Source organism: Paraflavitalea devenefica (assembly GCF_011759375.1).
Lineage (GTDB): Bacteria > Bacteroidota > Bacteroidia > Chitinophagales > Chitinophagaceae > Paraflavitalea > Paraflavitalea devenefica.
Window position 1 is genome coordinate 887,721 of record NZ_JAARML010000003.1, and the last position, 23,264, is coordinate 910,984.

Sequence of the window (23,264 nt, forward strand, 5' to 3'; positions counted from 1 at the left end):
TCACGTCATCACATATTCCCCCCAGGGATACGCCCTAATCGTTTCATTATATCGCCTTCGGCATGCCCGCTCCCGTTCACGCCAGTCAAGCAGGTGGCGCGACAGCTTCTTTACCGGTGTTGTTTCCAGCAGGTCCCGTAGTGTGCTTCTGATGCGCCGTGAGCGGCGACGATGGGGCGCTTTCAGTATTGTTACGGCAGGCTCCTGCACCGGCATCTCTTTACCGGTGTATTGTTTGGTCAAATAAGCGATGATGTCTTCTTCCTTCCATTGGTACTTTAGCCAGGTCATGGCTTCACCGGTGAGTTTGCGGTAGAGAGTATGTTGCTTTCGCTCTGCAGACACTAAAGCATACACAGCAGAACCAATTCGGGAAGCTTTAGTCAGCAGGGCAGCATATTGCATCGTTTTGCGAAAAGCGGGATCTTTCTTCACCCGCTCGCCGGTAAGCGAGCTGCGGGAACGCAAAAAATACTGCCCATACATCTTATAGATGCAGATGGGACCAATGGTACCCGTTACCGGTGGTATGGTGTCGTAGCGCGCCATGCTTATTTGCTTAAAATTAGTAAATAAATTAATATAATGGACATCCGATAATCCTTCTGCCATCCTGGTACCAACCTTGTGTCATCCTGGTAGGTTAAAGCGCACTCAGTACATGGATGGTACAAGGATGACAGGACTTTTGCCGAATTCTAATACATTTAAAGCCAAATTATTATAATCAAAAGTGCTTGATACGATTCCTCAAAAGATACCCAACCTTACGGCTGTTATTTTCGTCAAAGGGATAATTAAAATAACACGAAATCTGTCCGGTTGTATGAAGTACCTAGGCTGTCTCCTTTGCTTATTGATCCCCTTATTGTCTGATGCCCAACGTAAACAGGACTTCTTTGCTTTCCGCCAACTCATCCAGGCTGCCCCCTATGCCGGCAAAAAGATAAAGCTGGAAGCCGACCTGCGCATGGATCAGCTTGACTCTACCGGCAAGGCCGGGATATGGCTGCGCGTAGATAAAAAAGACAGAAAGATAGGTTTCTTCAGGAACACCTATAATATGCCGGTACTGCCGGAATGGAAAACCTTTACCATCGAAGGTAATGTGAGTAAAAAAGATGCTGATGTGATCATACTCGGCGGATTATTCCAGGGCAGGGGACAGTTTTATTTTGACAATTTCCGGCTCAGTGTATATAACCAGGGTAAATGGGAAGCGGTGCCCATCATCAATGCCGGCTTTGAAGATACCGTCCCTGCCAACAGCGGCTGGTATTTCTTTCATGCACAACAGATCCTGCCGCTTACTTTTTCATTGGCCAATCCTGTTGAAGGCGCCCGCTCTTTTTGGTATGATGGCAAGAACAATACGGCCTCTGTTACCTATGGTAACAATCCGGCAGCAGGCCGGTTTGCCCACGTTAATGGTACCAACATCTATTATGAAACCTATGGCCAGGGTGAACCCCTGTTGCTGCTGCATGGCAATGGACAGAACATTGGTGAATTCGAACAGCAGATAGACTTTTTTAAGGATCATTATAAAGTGATTGCGGTAGATACCCGTGGGCAGGGTAAATCATCTGAAGATGGCACCCGGTATACGTATCATTTATTTGCCCGTGATATGTATGAACTGCTCAATCACCTTCAATTGGATAGTGTGAACATCCTGGGGTGGAGTGATGGCGGAAATACCGGTCTGATCATGGCCATGCAATATCCCCGGAAAGTAAAAAGGCTGGCGGTGATGGGCGCCAATATTTTCATTAATAAGGACGCAGTGATACCGGCTGTTTTCAAAGAAATACATGCCCGGCAAAAGCAACTGGCCAAAGATACTTCCGCCCGCAGCCGGAATGATCTACGGCTAATGAACCTGTTGCTGGAGGAGCCGAACTTGAAGTTCGACGACCTGGCCGCCATCCATTGCCCGGTATTGGTAATGGCCGGGGAAAATGACCTGATTAAAGAACAACATACGAAAGGCATTGCACAGCACATCAATGGCGCACAACTGGTTATTTTTTCCAAGGGCAGCCATTATATGCCACAGGAAAATGCCCGGCTTTTCAACAAAACTGTGCTGGATTTTTTGAAATAGTAAGACTATTTCCAGGGACACCAGATATAGCCTTTTTTATTGTCATCTCCTCTTATTATAAATGACACTTCAAAGGTCTTGGGCTTTCGCTCGGCCTCGCTGAGTTTTGAAATGGTGATATCATAGGTGAAACCGAATTGCAGGCTTTTGTACCGCATTCCGATATAGGGGATGATAGCATTTTTTGACCAATACCAAACACCCAGGTTCAATATCTGATCATCGCCAGTTTCATCAATGAAAAACCCTAATGCGCCACCGATGGAAAAATAATTCGCAGCCGACTGATATTGATAAATGCCATTGGCATTAAAAAGTATGTTGTTATTCAGGCGTGTTTCAAAATTGGCATGCACCACTTTTCTCATGGCAAGATATTGGTGCGGATCGTTCAAAAAGGTTTGTTTGGGTTTATTCAGGTGGAAAAAGGCAACCCCCAGGTCAATATTGGAATAATCGGTGGTATAGCTATAGGTGGCTCCTGCACTGGAGGAAATATAGGGTTTCATGTTGATCAGCGCTGCTTCACCTGTAGGCAGGTTGGTATTAAAACCATGCCCGGTAAACTGTTCTCCAAAAACGAGCCGGTCAAAATCTATCGTTTTGCTGCCATAAATGCCACCCACTCCGATCCCAAACCTGTGATCGCCGGCATCCCTGGCCAGTGTTATATTGTACGAAACGTTGAGCGATGCATATATGCTTTTGTGGATACCCGACATGGCATAATCATACATCAGCATACCTCCCAATCCAAACGTACTTGTTTCAGGAAGTTTGTCTTTCATGATCTTACTGTCGTAAGAAATTGTTCCCGTGGCATAGGGGCTGGCAGGGCCGATCCATTGATCCCGGATATTGGTGATAAGCCTCCATTTGCCATTGATATTTGCCGTAAGCCCCGGGTTGATATTTAAGGGCGATGAAAAGAACTGTGAAAAGCTCGGGTCCTGGGTAAATCCATACCCCGGCAAAATGAGCAAAAACAAAAATGATTTCAAAATTTGTTGCTGTTTCATAATGCACATTTTTTATCTTAATAACATTGCGTTACCGGCCCGCTTGAATACGGTACCATCGTTTCCAATAGCTTCTACTGTCCAGGTATAGGTATCCATTACCTGCGGCACCCCTTTAAATATTCCATCCCATCCTTTGCCCAACTCCTGTGTTTCAAACATCAACTGCCCCCACCTGTTGAATACACGGAAATATTTAAGTTCAACGATGTTGAGGGTGAACGGGAACAGGAAGTCATTATGACCATCCTTGTTGGGTGTCCAGGCGTTGGGTACCCAAAGATTTGGCGGTTCATCTATTCGTGGCTGACTAATAACTTTTACAACCAGGGTATCTACGATAATACATCCGGCATCAGAAGTTATGTAGATCAGGTATTCTATCCGTTGCGAATATTTGTACACAGGATTGTAAATATTGGTTCTGCTCAATCCTATAGATGGTGCCCATCTGTACGAATAATTGCTGCCCAATACTCTTGCCTTCAGTGGAGTAGGAACATTCACCGTAGTGGTTACATCCGGATATCTGATGGAGGCAATCGCCGGTGTTACATTGACTACCGCAGCAGTGCTGACTGCATTATTTGTACAATTGGCATCGGAAACACTTGTTATGGTATATGTTGTATTGGTAGTTGGCGACACTTCCAGTCGATAAATTGTTCCTGTAATAGCAGGAATAGTGCGGTTGGAAGTTCCGTCGTTATAAGTGATCGTAAACGGCGCCTTTCCTGTAAGTGTAATGTTTAAAATGGTTTTTGAGCCGGCACAAATATTGCCTCCTGCTATAATGGCTGTTGGTAATGGTATTATTTGTACAACGACCGGTTTGATGGTGTAGCAGCCTGCAGCATTTGTGGCTTTAATATAATAGGTTCCGCTGGTTGTTATGGCATTGGGATTTGGCATTAGTGAGGTGGCCGCAGCATTTGACCAATATGAATAGATCAAACCTGTGTCACTGCCGGCAGAAATGGCCGGAGCTGTCAGATCCACCGTGCCTTGTCCGCAAACCGAAGCCGGGTTGGTTACCATCAACGTTGGTGAACCTTGTAATGTTAAGTTGGTGATAATTGTACTATCGCAACCTATGGTATTTGTAAATACGGATGTATAAACCCCGCTGGCCGTTGCTATTGCACCGCTGGGTAATATATAGGAACTTGCGCAGGTAGATATATTCTCTGTTTTGGTATAGGATGAGTTGATATGTAAAATCAGCGTTACCAGGGAGTCGCAACCGGCAGCACTGGTGAGGGTGTCTGTATAAGTTCCTGCCGCATTGTACTGGTTGCCATTCCAGGTGTACGGCAATTGGTTGGCGCAGGTAGTGATAGTTTCTGTACCTGCCAGTGTCGGGTTTACATGCAATGTCAGGGTTGCTATAGAGTCACAACCCGCGGAAGTGGTCAGGGTATCTGTATAGGTTCCTGCTGTATTGTATGTATTACCATTCCAGGTATAGGGTAATTGATTGTTACAGATGGTGATGGTCTCTGTGCCAGTTACTATTGAATTGATATTCAATATCAGGGTGACTACGGAGTCACAGCCAGCAGCACTGATTAGAGTATCGCTGTAAGTACCCGCTGCATTGTAAGTATTACCATTCCAGGTGTAAGGTAACTGGTTATTGCAAATAGCGATGGTTTCTGAGCCAGTCAATATCGCGTTCACATTCAATGTCAATGTAACTACAGAGTCGCAACCGGCAGCGCTAGTCAGCGTATCGGCATAAATTCCAGCGGCTGTGAATTGATTACCATTCCAGGTATATGGTAATTGATTATTGCATATGGTAATAGTCTCTACGCCGGTCAGTATCGGATTTACATTCAATATTAGGGTAGCTACTGAATCACAACCAGCTGCACTGATCAGCGTATCGGTATAAGTACCGGCGGTATTGTACACATTGCCATTCCATGTGTACGGTAATTGGTTGTTGCAGATTGCGATGGTCTCTGAACCAGTCAGGGTCGGATTAACATTTAGTGACAGCGTCACCACAGAATCACAACCAGCGGCACTGATCAGTGTGTCAGTGTAGGTTCCTGCTGCATTATATGTGTTTCCATTCCATGTGTAGGGCAATTGGTTGTTACAGATGGTGATGGTTTCTGTGCCGGTTACTATTGAATTGATATTCAATATCAGGGTGACTACGGAATCACAACCCGCAGCACTGATCAGCGTATCTGTATAAGTTCCGGCAGCATTGTACTGATTACCATTCCATGTGTACGGCAATTGATTATTGCAGATGGCGATAACCTCTGTACTAGTCAAAATTGGGTTTACATTCAAGGTTAGGGTAACTACAGAATCACAACCGACGGAACTAGCCAGTGTATCTGTATAAGTTCCGGCGGCATTGTACTGATTGCCATTCCAGGTGTATGGAAACTGGTTGTTACATATCGAGATGGTCTCTGTTCCAGTTACAATTGAGTTAACGTTCAATGTCAGCGTAACTACTGAATCACATCCGGCGATACTAATCAATGTATCCATATAAGTACCTGCGGCATCATAGCTGTTGCCATTCCAGCTATAAGGTAATTGGTTATTACAGATAGTGATTGTTTCTGTACCAGTCAATACCGGGCTTACATTTAGGATCAAGGTAACTACGGAGTCGCAACCGACAGCGCTGGTCAAAGTATCATTATAAGTTCCTGCTGTGGTGTAGTTGTTGCCATTCCAGGTGTACGGCAATTGGTTGTTACATATTGTGATTGTTTCTGTGCCAACCAGTGTCGGGTTCACATTCAAACTAAGAGTTACGATCGAATCACAACCGGCAGCACTGGTCAGCGTATCTATATATGTTCCTTCGACATTATAGCTGTTGCCGTTCCAGCTATATGGCAATTGATTGTTACAGATTGTGATGGTCTCTGTACTTGTCAGTGTCGGGCTCACATTCAAGGTCAACGTAACCACAGAATCACAACCAGTTGTGCTAGTCAGTGTATCAGCATAAGTTCCTGCAGTATTGTATGTATTCCCATTCCATGTGTAAGGTAGCAGATTGTTGCAGATAGTGATGGTTTCAGTACCGGTTATCGTTGGGTTGACATTCAGCGCCAGGGTAACGACTGAGTCGCAACCGGCAGCGCTAACCAGTGTGTCAATATAGATGCCTGCTGTATTGTAAGCGTTGCCATTCCAACTATAAGGCAATTGGTTGGTGCAGATTGTGACAACCTCTGTGCCAGTCAATATTGGATTTACATTCAAGGTAAAGGTAACTATTGAATCACAACCGGCAGCGCTAGTCAGCGTATCGGCATAAATTCCAGCGGCTGTGAATTGGTTGCCATTCCAGGTGTATGGCAATTGATTGTTGCAGATGGTGATCGTTTCTGTACCGGTCAGTATCGGATTTACATTCAGGATTAATGTAACTACAGAATCACACCCGGCAATACTGATCAATGTATCAGTATAGGTTCCAGCCGTAACGTAGCTGTTGCCATTCCAGCTATACGGTAATTGGTTGTTACAGATTGAGATAGTCTCTGAACCAGCCAGGGTCGGATTAACATTCAGTGACAGCGTCACCACGGAATCACAACCAGTTGCACTGGTCAGCGTATCTGTATAAGTTCCGGCGGCGTTGTACTGGTTAGCATTCCAGGTGTATGGTAATTGATTGCTACAGATTTTGACAACTTCTGTGCCGGTGAATATCGGGTTCACATTTAAGATCAGGGTAACAACAGAATCACAACCCGAAACGCTGATCAACGTATCGGTATAGGCCCCCGCTGCAGTGTAAGTATTACCATTCCATGTGTATGGTAATTGGTTATTGCAGATGCTAATGGTTTCTGTGCCGGTCAGGGTCGGGTTCACATCCAAGGTTAGCATAACCACGGAATCACATCCGGCAGCACTGATCAACGTATCTGTGTATGTACCTGCTGTACTATAGCTGTTACCATTCCATGTATATGGAAGCTGATTGTTACATATAGTAATCGTTTCTGCACCAGTCAATATTGAGTTCACATTCAAGGTCAGGGTGACTACTGAATCACAACCGGAAGTACTGGTCAATGTATCCATGTAAGTTCCGGCAGCATTGTACTGATTGCCATTCCATGTGTATGGAAGTTGATTGTTGCAGATGGTAATGATTTCTGTACCGGTTACTATTGAATTGATACTCAATGTCAAAGCAACTACGGAGTCACAGCCAGCACCACTGATTAAAGTATCAATGTAAGTCCCCGCTGCGTTGTATGTATTGCCATTCCAGGTGTATGGCAATTGGTTGTTGCAGATGGTAATGGTCTCTGCACCTGTCAGGATTGGGTTCACATTCAAAGTAAGAGTGACGGTAGAATCACAGCCCGCTGCACTGGTCAGGGTATCTATATAAGTTCCAGCTGCATTATAAACGTTGCCATTCCAGGTGTACGGTAATTGATTATTGCAAATAGTGATGGTTTCTGTACCGGTCAGTATCGGATTTACATTCAAGGTCAAGGTGATTACAGAGTCACAACCAGTGGCATTGGTGAGGGTATCTGTATAGGTTCCGGCGGCATTATAACTGTTTCCATTCCAGGTGTAGGGCAATTGGTTGTTACAGATTGTGATGGTTTCTGTGCCGGTTACTATTGAATTGATATTCAATATCAGGGTGACTACGGAGTCACAACCCGCAGCACTGATCAGCGTATCTGTATACGTTCCGGCAGCATTGTACTGATTGCCATTCCAGGTGTAAGGTAACTGGTTATTGCAAATGGCGATGGTTTCTGAGCCATTCAATATCGGGTTCACATTCAATATCAATGTAATTACAGAGTCGCAACCGGTAACACTGGTCAGCGTATCTGTGTATGTTCCTGCCGCATTGTAGCTGTTACCACCCCAGGTGTATGGCAATTGGTTGTTGCAAACGGTGATGATTTCTGTGCCAGTCAATGCCGGGCTTACATTTAGGGTCAAGGTGACTACGGAGTCGCAACCGGTAGTGCTGATCAAAGTATCAGTATAAGTGCCTGCGGCATTGTACTGATTGCCATTCCAGGCATATGGTAATTGATTGTTGCAGATGGTGATGTTTTCTGTACTGGTCAGTATTTTGTTTACATTCAAGGTCAGTGTAATCACTGAATCACAACCGGCAACGCTGGTCAGGGTATCTGTATAAGTTCCTGCAGAATTATAACTGTTGTCGTTCCAGGTAAACGGAAATTGGTTTGGACACACAGTAACTGTCTGAGCACTGGTCAATATCGGGGTTATATTCAATGTCAGAGTAACTACTGAGTCGCAACCGGCAGCGCTGGTCAAAGTATCAGTATAAGTGCCTGCGGTATTGTACTGGTTACCATTCCAGGTGTATGGTAATTGATTGTTACAGATGGTAATGGTCTCTGTGCCAGCCTGTGTTAGGTTCACATTCAATGTCAACGTAACCACAGAATCACATCCAGCGGCGCTGGACAAGGTATCGGTATAAGTTCCGGCGGCATTGTACTGATTACCATTCCAGGTGTATGGCAATTGGTTGCTACAAATTGTGATAGTCTCTGTACCAGTTACAATTGAGTTAACGGACAATGTCAGGGTTATTACTGAATCACATCCAGCAGCGCTGGTCAGCGTATCAGTATAAACTCCAGCGGCTGTATATTGATTACCATTCCAGGTATAGGGCAGTTGATTAGAGCAAATAGTAGCGGTCTGTGTACCTGTCACTACCGGACTTACAGTCAATGTCAAGATAACAATAGAATCGCAGCCGGTAGCACTGATCAGGGTATCAATGTAGGTTCCGGCAGAATTATACTGGCTGTCATTCCAGGTATAAGGCAATTGGTTGTTACAGATTGTGATGGTTTCTGTACCTGCCAATGTCGGATTTACATTCAAAGTCAGGGTTACCATAGAATCACATCCAGCAATACTGATCAGGGTATCTGTATAAGTGCCTGCGGTATTGTACTGATTACCATTCCAGATGTATGGAAGTTGGTTATTACATATTGTGATGGTTTGTGTACCGGTTATAATTGAGTTAATGTTCAATGTCAGTGTAACTACTGAATCACAGCCGGCGGCGCTGGTCAATGTATCAGTATAAGTGCCAGCAGTATTATAGCTACTACCGTTCCAGGTGTACGGTAATTGGTTGTTGCAGATGGTGATGGTTTCTGTGCCGGTTAATATCGGGTTTACATTCAGGGTAAGAGTAACTGCTGAATCACAACCCGAAACGCTGAGCAGTGTATCGGTATACGTACCTGCTGCATTATAACTATTGCCATTCCAAGTATATGGTAGTTCATTGTTGCAGATGGTGATGGCTTCTGTACCGGTTACAATTAAATTGACGTTCAATGTCAGTATAACTGCCGAATCGCAGCCCGCAGTACTGATCAGTGTATCCGTATAAAGCCCTCCTGTATTGTACTGATTTCCATTCCATGTAAACGGCAGTTGATTGTTGCATATTGTGATGGTTTCTGAGCCAGTAAGTGTCGGGTTCACATTCAAAGTCAGAGTAATGATAGAGTCACAGCCGGAAGCACTGGTCAGGGTATCTGTATAAGTACCAGCTGCGCTATAAATGTTGCTATTCCAGGTATAGGGTAACTGGTTGTTACAGATGATGATAGTTTCTGAGCCTGTCAGTGTCGGGTTCACATTCAACGTCAGTGTAACGATTGAATCACAACCGGCAGAACTGGTTAATGTATCTGTATAGGTCCCAGCGGCATTATAACTGTTTCCGTTCCAGATGTACGGTAATTGGTTGTTACATATTGTGATCGTTTCTGTGCCTGTCAGTGTGGGATTTTCATTCAAGATCAGCGTAACCACAGAATCACAACCCGCAGCACTGATCAAAGTATCAGTATATGTACCAGCTGCGTTATAACTATTACCATTCCAGGTGTATGGAAGTTGATTGTTACAGATTGTGATGGTTTCTGAGCCAGTCAATACCGGGTTCACATTCAACGTCAGCGTTACAATAGAGTCACAACCAGCGACACTGATCAGTGTGTCAGTGTAGGTTCCTGCTGCATTATATGTGTTTCCATTCCATGTGTAAGGTAGCAGATTGCTACAGATAGTGATGGTTTCAATACCGGTTATCGTTGGACTGACATTCAGCACCAGGGTAACAACTGAGTCGCAACCGGCAGAACTGGTCAGGGTATCTATATATGTTCCCGCGGCATTGTATTGATTGCCATTCCAGACGTACGGCAACTGGTTGTTGCAGATTGTAATAATCTGAGAACCCGCAACAGTTGAGTTCACATTCAATGTCAGGGTTACGATAGAGTCACAACCGGCTATGTTGATCAGGGTATCAGCATAAGTTCCTGCAACATTGTACTGGTTGCCATTCCAAGTGTATGGTAGTTGATTGTTACATATTGTAACTATCTGAGCACCGGTTACTACAGGGTTAACATTCAATGATAGAGTCACTACAGAATCACAGCCGGAAGCACTGGTCAGCGTATCTGTGTAAGTTCCGGCAGCATTGTAACTGTTTCCATTCCAGGTGTATGGTAATTGGTTATTACATATTGTGATAGTTTCTGAGTCAGTCAGTGTTGGGCTCACATTCAATGTCAGCGTGGCAATAGAATCGCAACCAGCAGTACTGATCAAAGTATCCTTATAAGTTCCAGCGGCATTATAGCTGTTGCCGTTCCAGGTGTATGGCAATTGATTAGTGCAGATGGTGATCGTTTCTGTACCGGTCAGTATCGGATTTACATTCAAGGTCAGCATAGCTATAGAATCACAGCCAGCAGCGCTTATCAGCGTGTCTGTGTAAGTTCCGGCAGCGTTGTATTGATTGCCATTCCAGTTATAGGGTAATTGGTTGCTACAGATCGTAATGGTCTGTGCACCGGTAACCGTAGGATTAACGTTTAACGTAAGGGTAACTACAGAGTCGCAGCCGGCAGCGCTGGTCAGCGTATCAGCATAAATTCCAGCGGCTATGAATGGGTTACCATTCCAGGTATAGGGCAATTGGTTGTTGCATATTGTGATGGTTTCTGAGCTAGTAAATGTCGGGTTCACATTCAAAGTCAGAATAATGATAGAGTCACAGCCGGTTGTACTGGTCAGAGTATCTGTATAAGTACCAGCTGCGCTATAGCTGTTGCCGTTCCAGGTGTAGGGCAACTGGTTGTTACATATTGTGATAGTTTCTGAGCTAGTAAATGTCGGGTTCACATTCAACGTCAGTGTAACGATTGAATCACAACCAAATGTACTGACCAAAGTATCTTTATAGGTTCCGGCTGTGTTATAGCTGTCGCCGTGCCAGGTGTATGGTAATTGGCTGTTACAGATAGTAATGGTCTCTGTTCCGGTTGCAATTGAGTTGACGTTCAAGGTTAGCGTAACTACAGAGTCACAACCGGCAGTACTGGTCAGCGTATCTGTGTAAGTTCCGGCCGCATTGTACTGGTTGCCGTTCCAATTATACGGCAGTTGGTTGTTACAAATGGTTACAGTTTCTGCCCCAATCAATATAGGATTAACATTCAATGTCAATGTAACTATAGAGTCACAACCGCTAATGCTAGTCAATGTGTCAGTATACGTTCCAGCTGTATTATAGCTATTGCCATTCCAGGCGTACGGTAATTGGTTGTTACAGATGGTTATGGCCTCAGTACTGGACAGTATTGAGTTCACATTCAACGTCAGCGTTACTATAGAGTCACAGCCGGTCGCACTGATCAATGTATCGGTATAAGTCCCAGTCGCATTGTATGTATTGCCGTTCCATATGTATGGCAATTGGTTATTACATATTGTGATAGTTTCGGTACCTGTCAGTGTGGGATTTTCATTCAAGATCAGCGTAACTACAGAATCACAACCCGCAGCACTGATCAAAGTATCAGTATATGTACCAGCTGCGTTATAACTATTACCATTCCAGGTGTATGGAAGTTGATTGTTACAGATTGTGATGGTTTCTGAGCCAGTCAATATCGGGTTCACATTTAAGGTCAGAGTTACTATAGAGTCACAGCCGGTCGCACTGATCAATGTATCTGTATAGAATCCAGCCGTATTATAACTGTTGCCATTCCATGTATATGGCAACTGGTTGTTGCAAATCGTAACAGTCTGAGAACCCGTGACAGTTGGATTAACGTTCAATGTAAGGGTAACTATAGAGTCGCAACCGGCATCGCTGGTCAGCGTATCAGCATAAATTCCAGCGGCTGTGAATTGGTTACCATTCCAGGTATAGGGCAATTGATTGTTGCAGATGGTTATCGTTTCTGTACCGGTCAGTATCGGATTTACATTCAGGATCAATGTAACTATAGAATCACACCCGGCAACACTTATCAATGTATCTGTATAGGTTCCAGCCGTAATATAGCTGTTACCATTCCAGCTATGCGGTAATTGGTTGTTACAGATTGTGATAGTCTCTGAACCAGTCAGGGTCGGATTTACATTCAAGGATAATGTTACGATGGAGTCGCAACCAGCAGCACTCGTCAAAGTATCCTTATAAATGCCAGCTGTGTTGTAGTTGTTTCCATTCCAGGTGTATGGGAGTTGATTACTACAAATTGTAACTGTCTGTGCGCCGGTTACTACAGGGTTCACAACCAATGTCAGAGTTACGATAGAATCGCAACCAGTGGAGTTAGTTAGTGTATCGGCATAAGTGCCTGCAACATTGTACTGGTTACCATTCCAGGAGTATGGAAGTTGATTATAGCAAATAGTAACTTCCTGCAAACCGGTCAAAGTTTGATTCACATTCAAGATCAGGGTAACCACAGAATCACAACCGGAAGTACTGATCAAAGTATCCTTATAAGTTCCAGCGGCATTATAACTGTTTCCATTCCAGGTGTACGGTAATTGGTTATCACATATTGTGATAGTTTCTGTGCCAGTCAATGCTGGGTTCACATTCAAGGTTAGAGTAACAATAGAGTCGCAACCAGTGATACTGATCAAAGTATCTTTATATGTTCCGGCAGCATTATAGCTGTTGCCATTCCATGTATATGGCAACTGGTTGCTACAGATCGTAACGGTCTGAGAATACGTGACAGTTGGATTAACGTTTAGTGTAAGGGTAACTACAGAGTCACAGCCGGTCGCACTGATCAAAGTATCTGTATAGATTCCAGCCGTATTATAACTGTTGCCATTCCATATATATGGCAACTGGTTGTTACAGATCGTAACAGTCTGAGAACCTGTGGCAGTTGTGTTCACATTTAAAGTCAGCGTGACAATAGAATCACAACCCGCAGCATTGGTCAGTGTATCTGTATAAGTACCTGCTACATTATAAATATTGCTATTCCAGTTGTATGGAAGTTGATTGCTACATATTGTGATGGTTTCTGAACTAGTTAGCGTCGGGCTTACATTCAAGGTCAACGTAACCACAGAATCACAACCAGTGGAGCTAGTCAACGTATCGGCATAAATGCCTGCAACATTGTATTGGTTTCCATTCCAGGAGTATGGAAGTTGATTAGAGCAAATAGTAACTGCCTGCAAACCGGTCAAAGTCGGATTCACATTCAGGGTCAGGGTAACCGCAGAATCACAACCCGCAACACTGATCAAAGTGTAAGTGTACGTACCAGCTGTGTTATAACTATTACCATTCCAGGTGTAAGGAAGTTGATTGTTACAGATAGTAATGGTTTCTGAGCCAGTCAATGCCAGGTACACATTTAAGGTCAGAGTTACTATAGAGTCACAGCTGGTCGTACTGATCAAAGTATCAGTATATGTACCTGCTGCGTTGTAAATATTGCTATTCCAGGTGTATGGCAATTGATTGTTACAGATAGTAATGGTTTCTGAACCAGTCAATGTTGTGTTTACATTCAATGTCAGTGTAACTACTGAGTCACAACCAGCTGCACTGATCAAAGTATCCTTATAGGTTCCTGCTGCATTGTAACTGTTGCCGTTCCAGGTGTGCGGCAGTTGATTGCTACAGATTGTAACAGTCTGCGAACCGGTTACTGCAGGATTGACATTCAATGTCAGAGTAACTACAGAATCACAACCCGCTGCATTCAGCAAAGTGTCTTTATATGTGCCTGCGGCATTGAAGCTATTGCCATTCCAACTATACGGTAATTGGTTAGCACAAATTGTAACTGTTTGGGCGCCGGTTACTACAGGATTTGCATTCAATGTGAGGGTTACTACAGAGTCGCAACCCGCTTCACTCGTCAAAGTGTCCTTATAAGTACCTGCTACATTATAACTGGTTCCATTCCAGGTGTATGGCAATTGATTGTTACAGAGTGTAATCGTTTCTGAACCAGTCAATGCCGGATTAACGTTCAATGTCAGTGTCACAATAGAGTCACAGCCAGCGGAACTGGTCAATGTGTCTTTATAAGTTCCGGATGTATTATAATTATTGCCGTTCCAGGTGTATGGCAATTGGTTGTTACAAATTGTGATAGTTTCTGAGCCAGTCAGTGTCTGGTTCACATTCAATGTGAGCGTAACTACCGAATCACAACCAGCGGTACTGGTCAGGGTATCTTGATATGTGCCTGCTGCATTATAGTTATTGCCATTCCAGGTGTATGGCAGTTGATTAGTACAGATTGTAGCTGTCTGAGCGCCAGTTACTACAGGATTGACATTTAAGATCAGAGTTACAATAGAATCACAACCTACAGTACTTGTCAAAGTATCCTTATATGTTCCTGCTGCGTTGTAGATATTGCTGTTCCAGGTATAGGGTAACTGGTTGTTACAAATTGTAACGGCCTGGGTACTGGTTACTCCAGGGTTTACATTTAACGTCAGCGTAACTACAGAATCACAACCAGTAGCACTGGTCAGAGTGTCATTATAAGTCCCTGCTGCGTTGTAGCTATTGCCATTCCAGATATATGGCAACTGGTTATTACATATTGTGATGGTTTCTGTACCTGCCAGTGTCGGATTCACATTCAGGGTCAGCGTGACGATAGAGTCACAACCAGCTGCACTCGTCAAAGTATCTTTATAGGTGCCTGCTGCATTATAACTATTACTATTCCAGGTATAGGGTAACTGATTAGAACAGATCGTAACTGTCTGTGCGCCGGTCAAGGTTGGATTAACATTCAATGTCAAAGTAACTACAGAGTCGCAACCAGCGGCACTGGTCAGCGTATCTTTATAAGTACCTGCTGCGTTGTGGCTATTGCCATTCCATATATACGGAAGTTGATTAGAACAGATGGTGATTGTCTCTGTACCTGTCAGTATCGGGTTTACATTCAATGTCAGTGTAACTACAGAATCACAACCGACGGCATTAGTCAGAGTATCTGTATAAGTACCTGCTGCATTATAGCTGTTGCCATTCCAGGTGTATGGCAGTTGATTAGTACAGATCGTAGCTGTCTGCGTACCGGTTACTGTTGGATTAACACTCAATGTCAGAGTGACAATAGAATCGCAACCAGCGGTACTGGTCAGAGTATCGGTATAAGTGCCGGCCGCATTATAGCTGTTGCCATTCCAGGTGTATGGTAGTTGATTAAAGCAAATCGTAGCTGTTTGCGAACCGGTTAGTATTGGATTAACATTTAATGTGAGCGTAACTACTGAATCACAACCGCTAGAGCTAGTCAATGTATCCTTATAGGTTCCTGCTGCGCTGTAGTTGCTACCATTCCAGGTGTATGGTAGTTGATTGTTACAGATAGTAACCGTTTCTGCGCCAGTCAATACAGGATTCACATTTAAAGTCAGAGTTACGATAGAATCACAACTGGCAGCACTGGCCAGCGTATCTGCATAAGTACCTGCTGCATTATAGATGTTGCCATTCCACGTGTATGGCAGTTGATTGTTACAAATAGTGATAGTATTAGTACCAGTCAATGTTGGGTTTACGTTCAATGTCAGAGTAACTACTGAGTCGCAGCCAACAGCACTAATCAATGTATCAGTATATGTGCCAGCTGCGTTATAACTATTGCCATTCCAGGTATACGGCAGTTGATTGTTACAAATGGTTATTGTCTCTGAACCTGTAAGTACCGGGTTTACATTTAAAGTCATCGTTACGATAGAATCGCAACCAGCAGCATTCGTCAGAGTATCTTTATAAGATCCAGCTGCATTATAGCTATTACCATTCCAGGTGTACGGAAGTTGATTTGCGCATATTGCAATTGTCTGTGCACCGGTTACTACAGCATTAACGTTCAACATAAGCGTAACTACAGAATCGCAACCGGAAGCACTCGTCAAAGTATCTTTATAGGTGCCTGCTGCATTGTAGCTGTTACCGTTCCAGGTGTAAGGCAACTGGTTGTTGCATATTGTGATGGTTTCCGAGCCTGTCAGTGTCGGGTTCACATTCAAGGTCAGAGTGACGATCGAATCACAACCAGCGGTGCTGGCCAGCGTATCTGTGTAAGTACCTGCTTCATTATAGCTGTTGCCATTCCAGGTGTATGGCAATTGATTGTTGCATATTGCAATGCTTTCAGTGCCGGAGAGTGCCGGGTTCACATTCAAAGTAAGAGTTACGATAGAATCACAACCTGCTGCACTAGTCAGAGTATCTTTATAGGTTCCCGCCGCATTATAGATATTGCTGTTCCAGGTATAAGGCAGTTGATTATTACATATTGTGATAGCTTCCGTACTAGTCAATGTCGGATTAATATTCAATATCAGTGTCACTACAGAATCGCAGCCGGCAGCGCTGATCAATGTGTCTTGATAAATGCCGGCTGCATTGTAGCCGTTACCGTTCCAGGTATATGGTAATTGGTTAGCGCAGATTGTAACTGTTTGCGAACCGGTCACAACTGAGTTCACATTCAGCGTTAGAGTCACTACAGAATCGCAACCAGCGGAACTGGTCAATGTATCTGTGTAAGTTCCTGCAGAATTGTAGCTATTGCCGTTCCAAGTGTACGGTAGCTGATTGCTACAAATTGTGACTATTTCGCTACCAGTCAATGCTGGATTAACATTCAATGTAAGAGTTGTCACAGAGTCACACCCCGCTGCACTGATCAAAGTATCTTTATATGTTCCTGCAACATTATAGCTATTGCCATTCCAGATATATGGAAGTTGATTTGAACAAATCGTTGCTGTTTGACTACCCGTCAATGTCGGATTAACATTCAGGGTCAGAGTTACAACAGAATCACAACCGGCGGCACTGACCAGAGTATCTTTAAAGGTTCCTGCGATATTGTAACTGTTGCCATTCCAGTTGTATGGAAGTTGATTGCTGCAAACAGTAACTGTCTGGACACCCGTTGCTGTCGGGTTCACATTCAAAGTAAGTATTACGATAGAATCACAACCGGCAGCACTGGTCAGAGTATCTTTATAGGTCCCTGCTGCGTTGTAGCTATTGCCATTCCAGGTATAGGGCAACTGGTTATTACATATTGTGATGGTTTCTGTACCTGCCAGTGTCGGGCTCACATTCAGGGTCAGGGTTACAATAGAGTCACAACCAGCAGCACTGATCAAGGTGTCTTTATAAGCGCCTGCTGCATTATAACTATTGCCATTCCAGGTGTATGGCAGTTGATTGCTACAGATAGTAACTGCCTGCACTCCGGTTACTGCTAGGTTCACATTCAATATTAGGGTTACAATCGAATCGCAACCAGCAGCACTGATCAAAGTATCTGTATATGTACCAGCTGCGTTGTAAATATTGCTATTCCAGGTGTATGGCAATTGATTGCTGCAAATTGTAACAGTCTGAGTTCCTGTTACGGTCGGGTTTATGTTCAAAATCAGGGTTACGGCAGAATCACAACCCGCTGCACTCATTAAAGTGTCTTTATATGTGCCTGCGGCATTGAAGCTATTGCCATTCCATATATATGGCAATTGGTTATTGCAGATAGTGATGGTTTCTGAACCTGTTAGTGTCGGGTTCACATTCAGGGTCAGGATTACAATGGAGTCACAACCGGCAGCACTGGTCAAAGTGTCTTTATATGTGCCTGCTGCATTATAACTGTTGCTATTCCAGGTGTATGGCAGTTGATTATTACAGATTGTAATGGTTTCTGAGCCAGTCAGTGTCGGGTTCACATTCAAGATCAGCGTGACGATAGAGTCACAACCGCTGGCACTGGCCAATGTATCCTTATAGGTACCTGCCACGTTGTAGCTATTGCCATTCCAGGTGTATGGCAATTGGCTTGCACACACAGTTATCGTTTGTGAGCCGGTTACTGTAGGATTAACATTCAATGTCAGTATAACTACAGAGTCACAACCTGCAGTACTTGTCAATGTGTCTTTATAAGTTCCAGCTGCATTATAACTGTTACCATTCCAGATGTATGGCAATTGGGTGTTACAGATTGTGATAGTTTCTGAGCCAGTCAGTGTTGGGTTCACATTCAAGGTTAGTGTCACTACAGAATCGCAACCTGCAGCACTGGTCAGTGTATCTGTATAAGTACCGGTCGCATTATAGATGTTGCCATTCCAGCTATAGGGGAGTTGATTACTACAGATAGTAACCGCCTGAGCACTGGTCAATACAGGGTTCACATTCAAGGTCAGGGTTACAATAGAGTCACAACCAGTGGCACTCGTCAAAGTGTCATTATAAGTACCTGCTGCGTTATAGCTGTTGCCGTTCCAGGAGTATGGAAGTTGATTAGCACACAGAGTAACTGTCTGAGAACCAGTTACTGTTGGATTAACATTCAAAGTCAGGGTTACGATCGAATCACAACCGGCGGCACTGGTCAATGTGTCTTTATAAGTTCCGGTGGCATTGTAGCTATTGCCATTCCAGGTGTAAGGCAGTTGATTGCTACATATTGTTGCGGTCTGGGTACTGATCACAACAGGATTGACATTCAATGTAAGAGTGACGATAGAATCACAACCAGTGGAACTAATCAAAGTGTCTTTATAAGTACCGACTGTATTATAGCTGTTGCCGTTCCATATATAGGGTAAGTGATTGCTACAGATTGTAACTGTCTGAGCATCGGTTACTACAGGATTGACATTTAAGATCAGAGTTACAATAGAATCACAACCGGCGGCATTGATCAGTGTATCGGTATAGGTACCTGCGATATTATAATTATTTCCGTTCCAGGTGTATGGTAATTGATTGGCGCAAATGGTAGTCGATTGTGAACCGGTTATTGTTGGGTTCACATTCAATGTCAGGGTTACGATAGAATCGCAACCAGTAGTACTGGTCAGAGTATCATTATAAGTACCTGCTGAATTATAACTGTTGCCATTCCAGATGTATGGAATTTGATTGTCACAGATAGTAGTTGTTTGTGAACCGGTTACTACAGGATTAACATTCAATGTCAGCGTTACGATAGAGTCGCAACCGGTAGCACTGGTCAGGGTATCTTTATAAGTGCCAGCTGAATTATAACTGTTGCCATTCCAGATGTATGGAATTTGATTGCTACAAACAGTAACTGTCTGTGCACCGGTTACTACTGGGGTCACATTCAATGTTAAAGTAACTACAGAATCGCAACCGGCAGCGTTGGCCAGCGTATCTTTATAAATGCCAGCGGAATTGTAGCTGTTTCCGTTCCAGGTATATGGCAATTGATTGCTGCAAATTGTAACAGCCTGAGTTCCTGTTACGGCCGGGTTTACATTCAATGTCAGCGTTATGATAGAATCACAACCGGCAGCACTGGTTAAAGTATCTTTATATGTTCCGGCGGCATTATAATTATTGCCATTCCAGGTATATGGTAATTGATTAGAGCAAATGGTAGCATTTATTGCAGTGGTAACAATTGGATTTACTGTTACAGATGTTGTACATGTGGAAGTATTACCGCATTTATCTGTTGCAGTCCAGATTATTATTGTTGTCCCTTCATTAAATGTTCCACTAGCATTATTACCAGATCCATTTCCCGTTGTTGCTCCTGTGATATCAAATGTGATTACCACACTCCCACTACAATTATCAGATGCAACTAAAATGGGGATATTATAGTTATTACCTGGTACTTTACAGAAAGTTTGTACAGGTGGACAGGTCAATACTGGCGGTGTATTATCGGTTACAGTAAGTGCCTGAATAGCTGTCGTTATATTGCCGCAGGCGTCAGTAGCTGTCCAGGTTCTGATGATCGTGCCGCAACCATCAACAACAGTACTGGTCTCATTATAAGTTACAGGAACGCTAGGATCGCAGTTATCTGTTGCAGTTACGGTAGCTGCAGCAGGAATAGAACCACACTGAATAGTGGCATCGGCAGGAACACCAGAGAGCACCGGTGGCGTATTATCAACTACTGTCAGTGTTTGTGTCGCAGTCACTGTATTGCCGCAGGCGTCGGTAGCTGTCCAGGTGCGGGTAATGGTGCCACAGCCATCAACAACTGTGGTAGTCTCATTAAATGTTACAGCCGCAGTCGGATCACAATTATCTGTGGCAGTCACAGTTGCTGCAACAGGAATAGCGCCACACTGAACAGCCGCATCAGCTGGAACACCGGTTAATACCGGTGGCGTATTATCAACTACTGTCAGTGTTTGTGTCGCAGTCACTGTATTGCCGCAGGCGTCGGTAGCTGTCCAGGTGCGGGTAATGGTGCCACAGCCATCAGTTACGGCGTTTGTTTCAGTCATTGTCACCGGTACAGTAGGATCGCAATTGTCAGTAGCAGTCACCGTAACTGCGGCTGGTATATTACCGCACTGAATGGTCGCATCTACAGGTACACCGGTTAATACCGGTGGCGTATTGTCAACAACCGTTAAAGTCTGAGTCGCAGTCACTGTATTGCCACAAACATCCGTAGCGGTCCATGTTCTGGTGATCGTACCGCAACCATCAACAACGGTAGTAGTCTCAGCAAAGGTTACAGGGACAGTTGGGGCGCAATTGTCTGTTGCAGTCACTGTAGCAGTGGTGGGTATACTTCCACACTGAACCGTTACATCAGCGGGCACACCAGATAATACAGGTGGAGTATTATCGACTACAGTTAAGGTCTGAGTCGCAGTCACCGTATTGCCACAGGCATCGGTGGCGGTCCAGATGCGGGTAATCGTACCACATCCATCCGCCACAGTACTGGTCTCCCCAAAAGTTACAGGTACTGTTGGATCACAATTATCTGTAGCGGTCACTGTTGCGGCGGTTGGTATAGCATCGCATTGTACGGTGGCATCGGCAGGAACACCATATAATACTGGCGGCGTATTATCTCCTACGGTTAATGTCTGAGTTGCAGTCGCCGTATTACCGCAGGCATCGGTTGCAGTCCAGGTTCTCGTGATTGTACCACATCCATCAACTACAGTGTTGGTCTCTGTCATCGTTACAGGAACTGTTGGATCACAGTTGTCTGCGGCAGTAACTGTAGCTATAGCAGGGATGCTGCCGCATTGCACAGTCGCATCAGCCGGCACACCAGATAATACAGGTGGAGTGTTGTCAACAACAGTCAGCGTTTGAGTTGCTGTTACCATATTACCACAGGCGTCAGTAGCTGTCCAGGTTCTGGTAATCGTGCCGCAACCATCAACAACAGTACTGGTCTCGGTCATTGTAACCGTCACAGTCGGATCGCAATTGTCAGTAGCAGTCACTGTGGCTGTTGCAGGGATGCTACCACATTGAACGGTTGCATTGGCAGGTACACCGATTAATACCGGAGGAATATTGTCAACAACAGTTAATGTCTGAGTCGCAGTCGCCGTATTGCCGCAGGCATCGGTCGCTGTCCAGGTTCTGGTAATCGTGCCACAATCGTCGGTTACGGCGCTTGTTTCTGTCATTGTAACCGGCACGGTCGGGTCACAATTATCAGTGGCGGTTACGGTTGCGGCAGTTGGGATTGCGCCACACTGAACAGTGGCATCGGCTGGAACACCGGTTAATACCGGTGGAGTATTGTCTTGTACTGTCAGTGTTTGAGTTGCAGTAACGGTATTACCACAGGCATCGGTCGCTGTCCAGGTGCGGGTAATGGTTCCACAACCATCGGTTACACTATTTACTTCATTGAAGGTTACAAGCACAGTCGGATCGCAATTATCTGTCGCAGTTACTGTGGCGGCGGTTGGTATTGAACCGCATTGCACTGTCGCATCAGCAGGTACACCGGTGAGAACTGGGGGTGCATTGTCTTGTACAGTAAGCGTTTGTGTCGCAGTCACGGTATTACCGCAAGCATCGGTCGAAGTCCAGATCCTGGTTATAGTGCCACAACCATCAGCCACAATGCTGGTCTCGGTCATTGTAACCGGTACTGTCGGGTCGCAATTATCTGTGGCAGTCACTGTTGCTGCTGCAGGTATTGCACCGCATTGAACCGTTGCATCAGCTGGTACACCGGTTAATACTGGTGGTGTATTATCAACGACAGTCAGCGTTTGAGTTGCAGTCACTGTATTACCGCAGGCATCAGTAGCAGTCCAGGTTCTGGTAATCGTACCGCAACCATCAACAATAGCGCTAGTCTCGGTCATTGATACCGGCACAGTAGGATCGCAATTGTCTGTTGCGGTGACTGTTGCTGCAGCAGGAATAGCACCGCATTGAACTGTAGCATCTGCAGGAACGCCCGTTAATACCGGTGGTATATTGTCTTGTACAGTCAGCGTTTGTGTGGCAGTCACCGTATTGCCACAGGCATCGGTGGCAGTCCAGGTTCTGGTGATAGTTCCGCAACCATCGGTAACACTAACTATTTCATTAAAGGTCACAGGAACTGTAGGATCACAATTATCTGTCGCTGTAACTGTAGCAGCGGTTGGTATACTTCCACATTGAACAGTCGCATCGGCAGGAACACCGGAGAGTACTGGTGGTGTATTATCAACTACAGTTAATATCTGCGTAGCAGTAACGGTATTGCCGCAGGCATCGGTGGCTGTCCAGGTACGCGTAATAGTACCACAACCGTCAACAACGGTACTGGTCTCTGCAAAAGTTACAGATACTGTCGGATCACAATTATCTGTCGCTGTAACTGTCGCAGCGGCTGGTATACTTCCACATTGAACAGTCGCATCGGCAGGAACACCAGAAAGTGCCGGTGGCGTATTATCAGTTACAGTCAGCGTTTGTGTAGCTGTCACCGTATTGCCGCAGGCGTCAGTAGCAGTCCATG

At 44.6% G+C, this 23,264-nt stretch carries 4 protein-coding genes; 1 reads left to right on the forward strand and 3 read right to left on the reverse strand.

All coding sequences use genetic code 11. The features are described 5' to 3' along the window. Positions 1 to 549: a hypothetical protein gene (locus HB364_RS21895; protein WP_167290445.1), complete on the reverse strand. Its 549-nt coding sequence runs from the start codon at positions 547 to 549 to the stop codon at positions 1 to 3. Between the two features lie 277 nt (positions 550 to 826). Between HB364_RS21895 and HB364_RS21900 the strand changes: the two genes are divergently transcribed. Further along, complete coding sequence (locus HB364_RS21900) at positions 827 to 2,107, forward strand: alpha/beta fold hydrolase (RefSeq protein WP_167290446.1); 1,281 nt, start codon at positions 827 to 829, stop codon at positions 2,105 to 2,107. 5 nt (positions 2,108 to 2,112) lie between these two features. On the opposite strand, the gene HB364_RS21905 is transcribed toward HB364_RS21900, so the two are convergent. Further along, complete coding sequence (locus HB364_RS21905; RefSeq protein WP_167290447.1) at positions 2,113 to 3,126, reverse strand: PorP/SprF family type IX secretion system membrane protein; 1,014 nt, start codon at positions 3,124 to 3,126, stop codon at positions 2,113 to 2,115. Between the two features lie 12 nt (positions 3,127 to 3,138). After that, complete coding sequence (locus HB364_RS21910; protein WP_208420037.1) at positions 3,139 to 23,232, reverse strand: HYR-like domain-containing protein; 20,094 nt, start codon at positions 23,230 to 23,232, stop codon at positions 3,139 to 3,141. Positions 23,233 to 23,264: the final 32 nt, after the last annotated feature.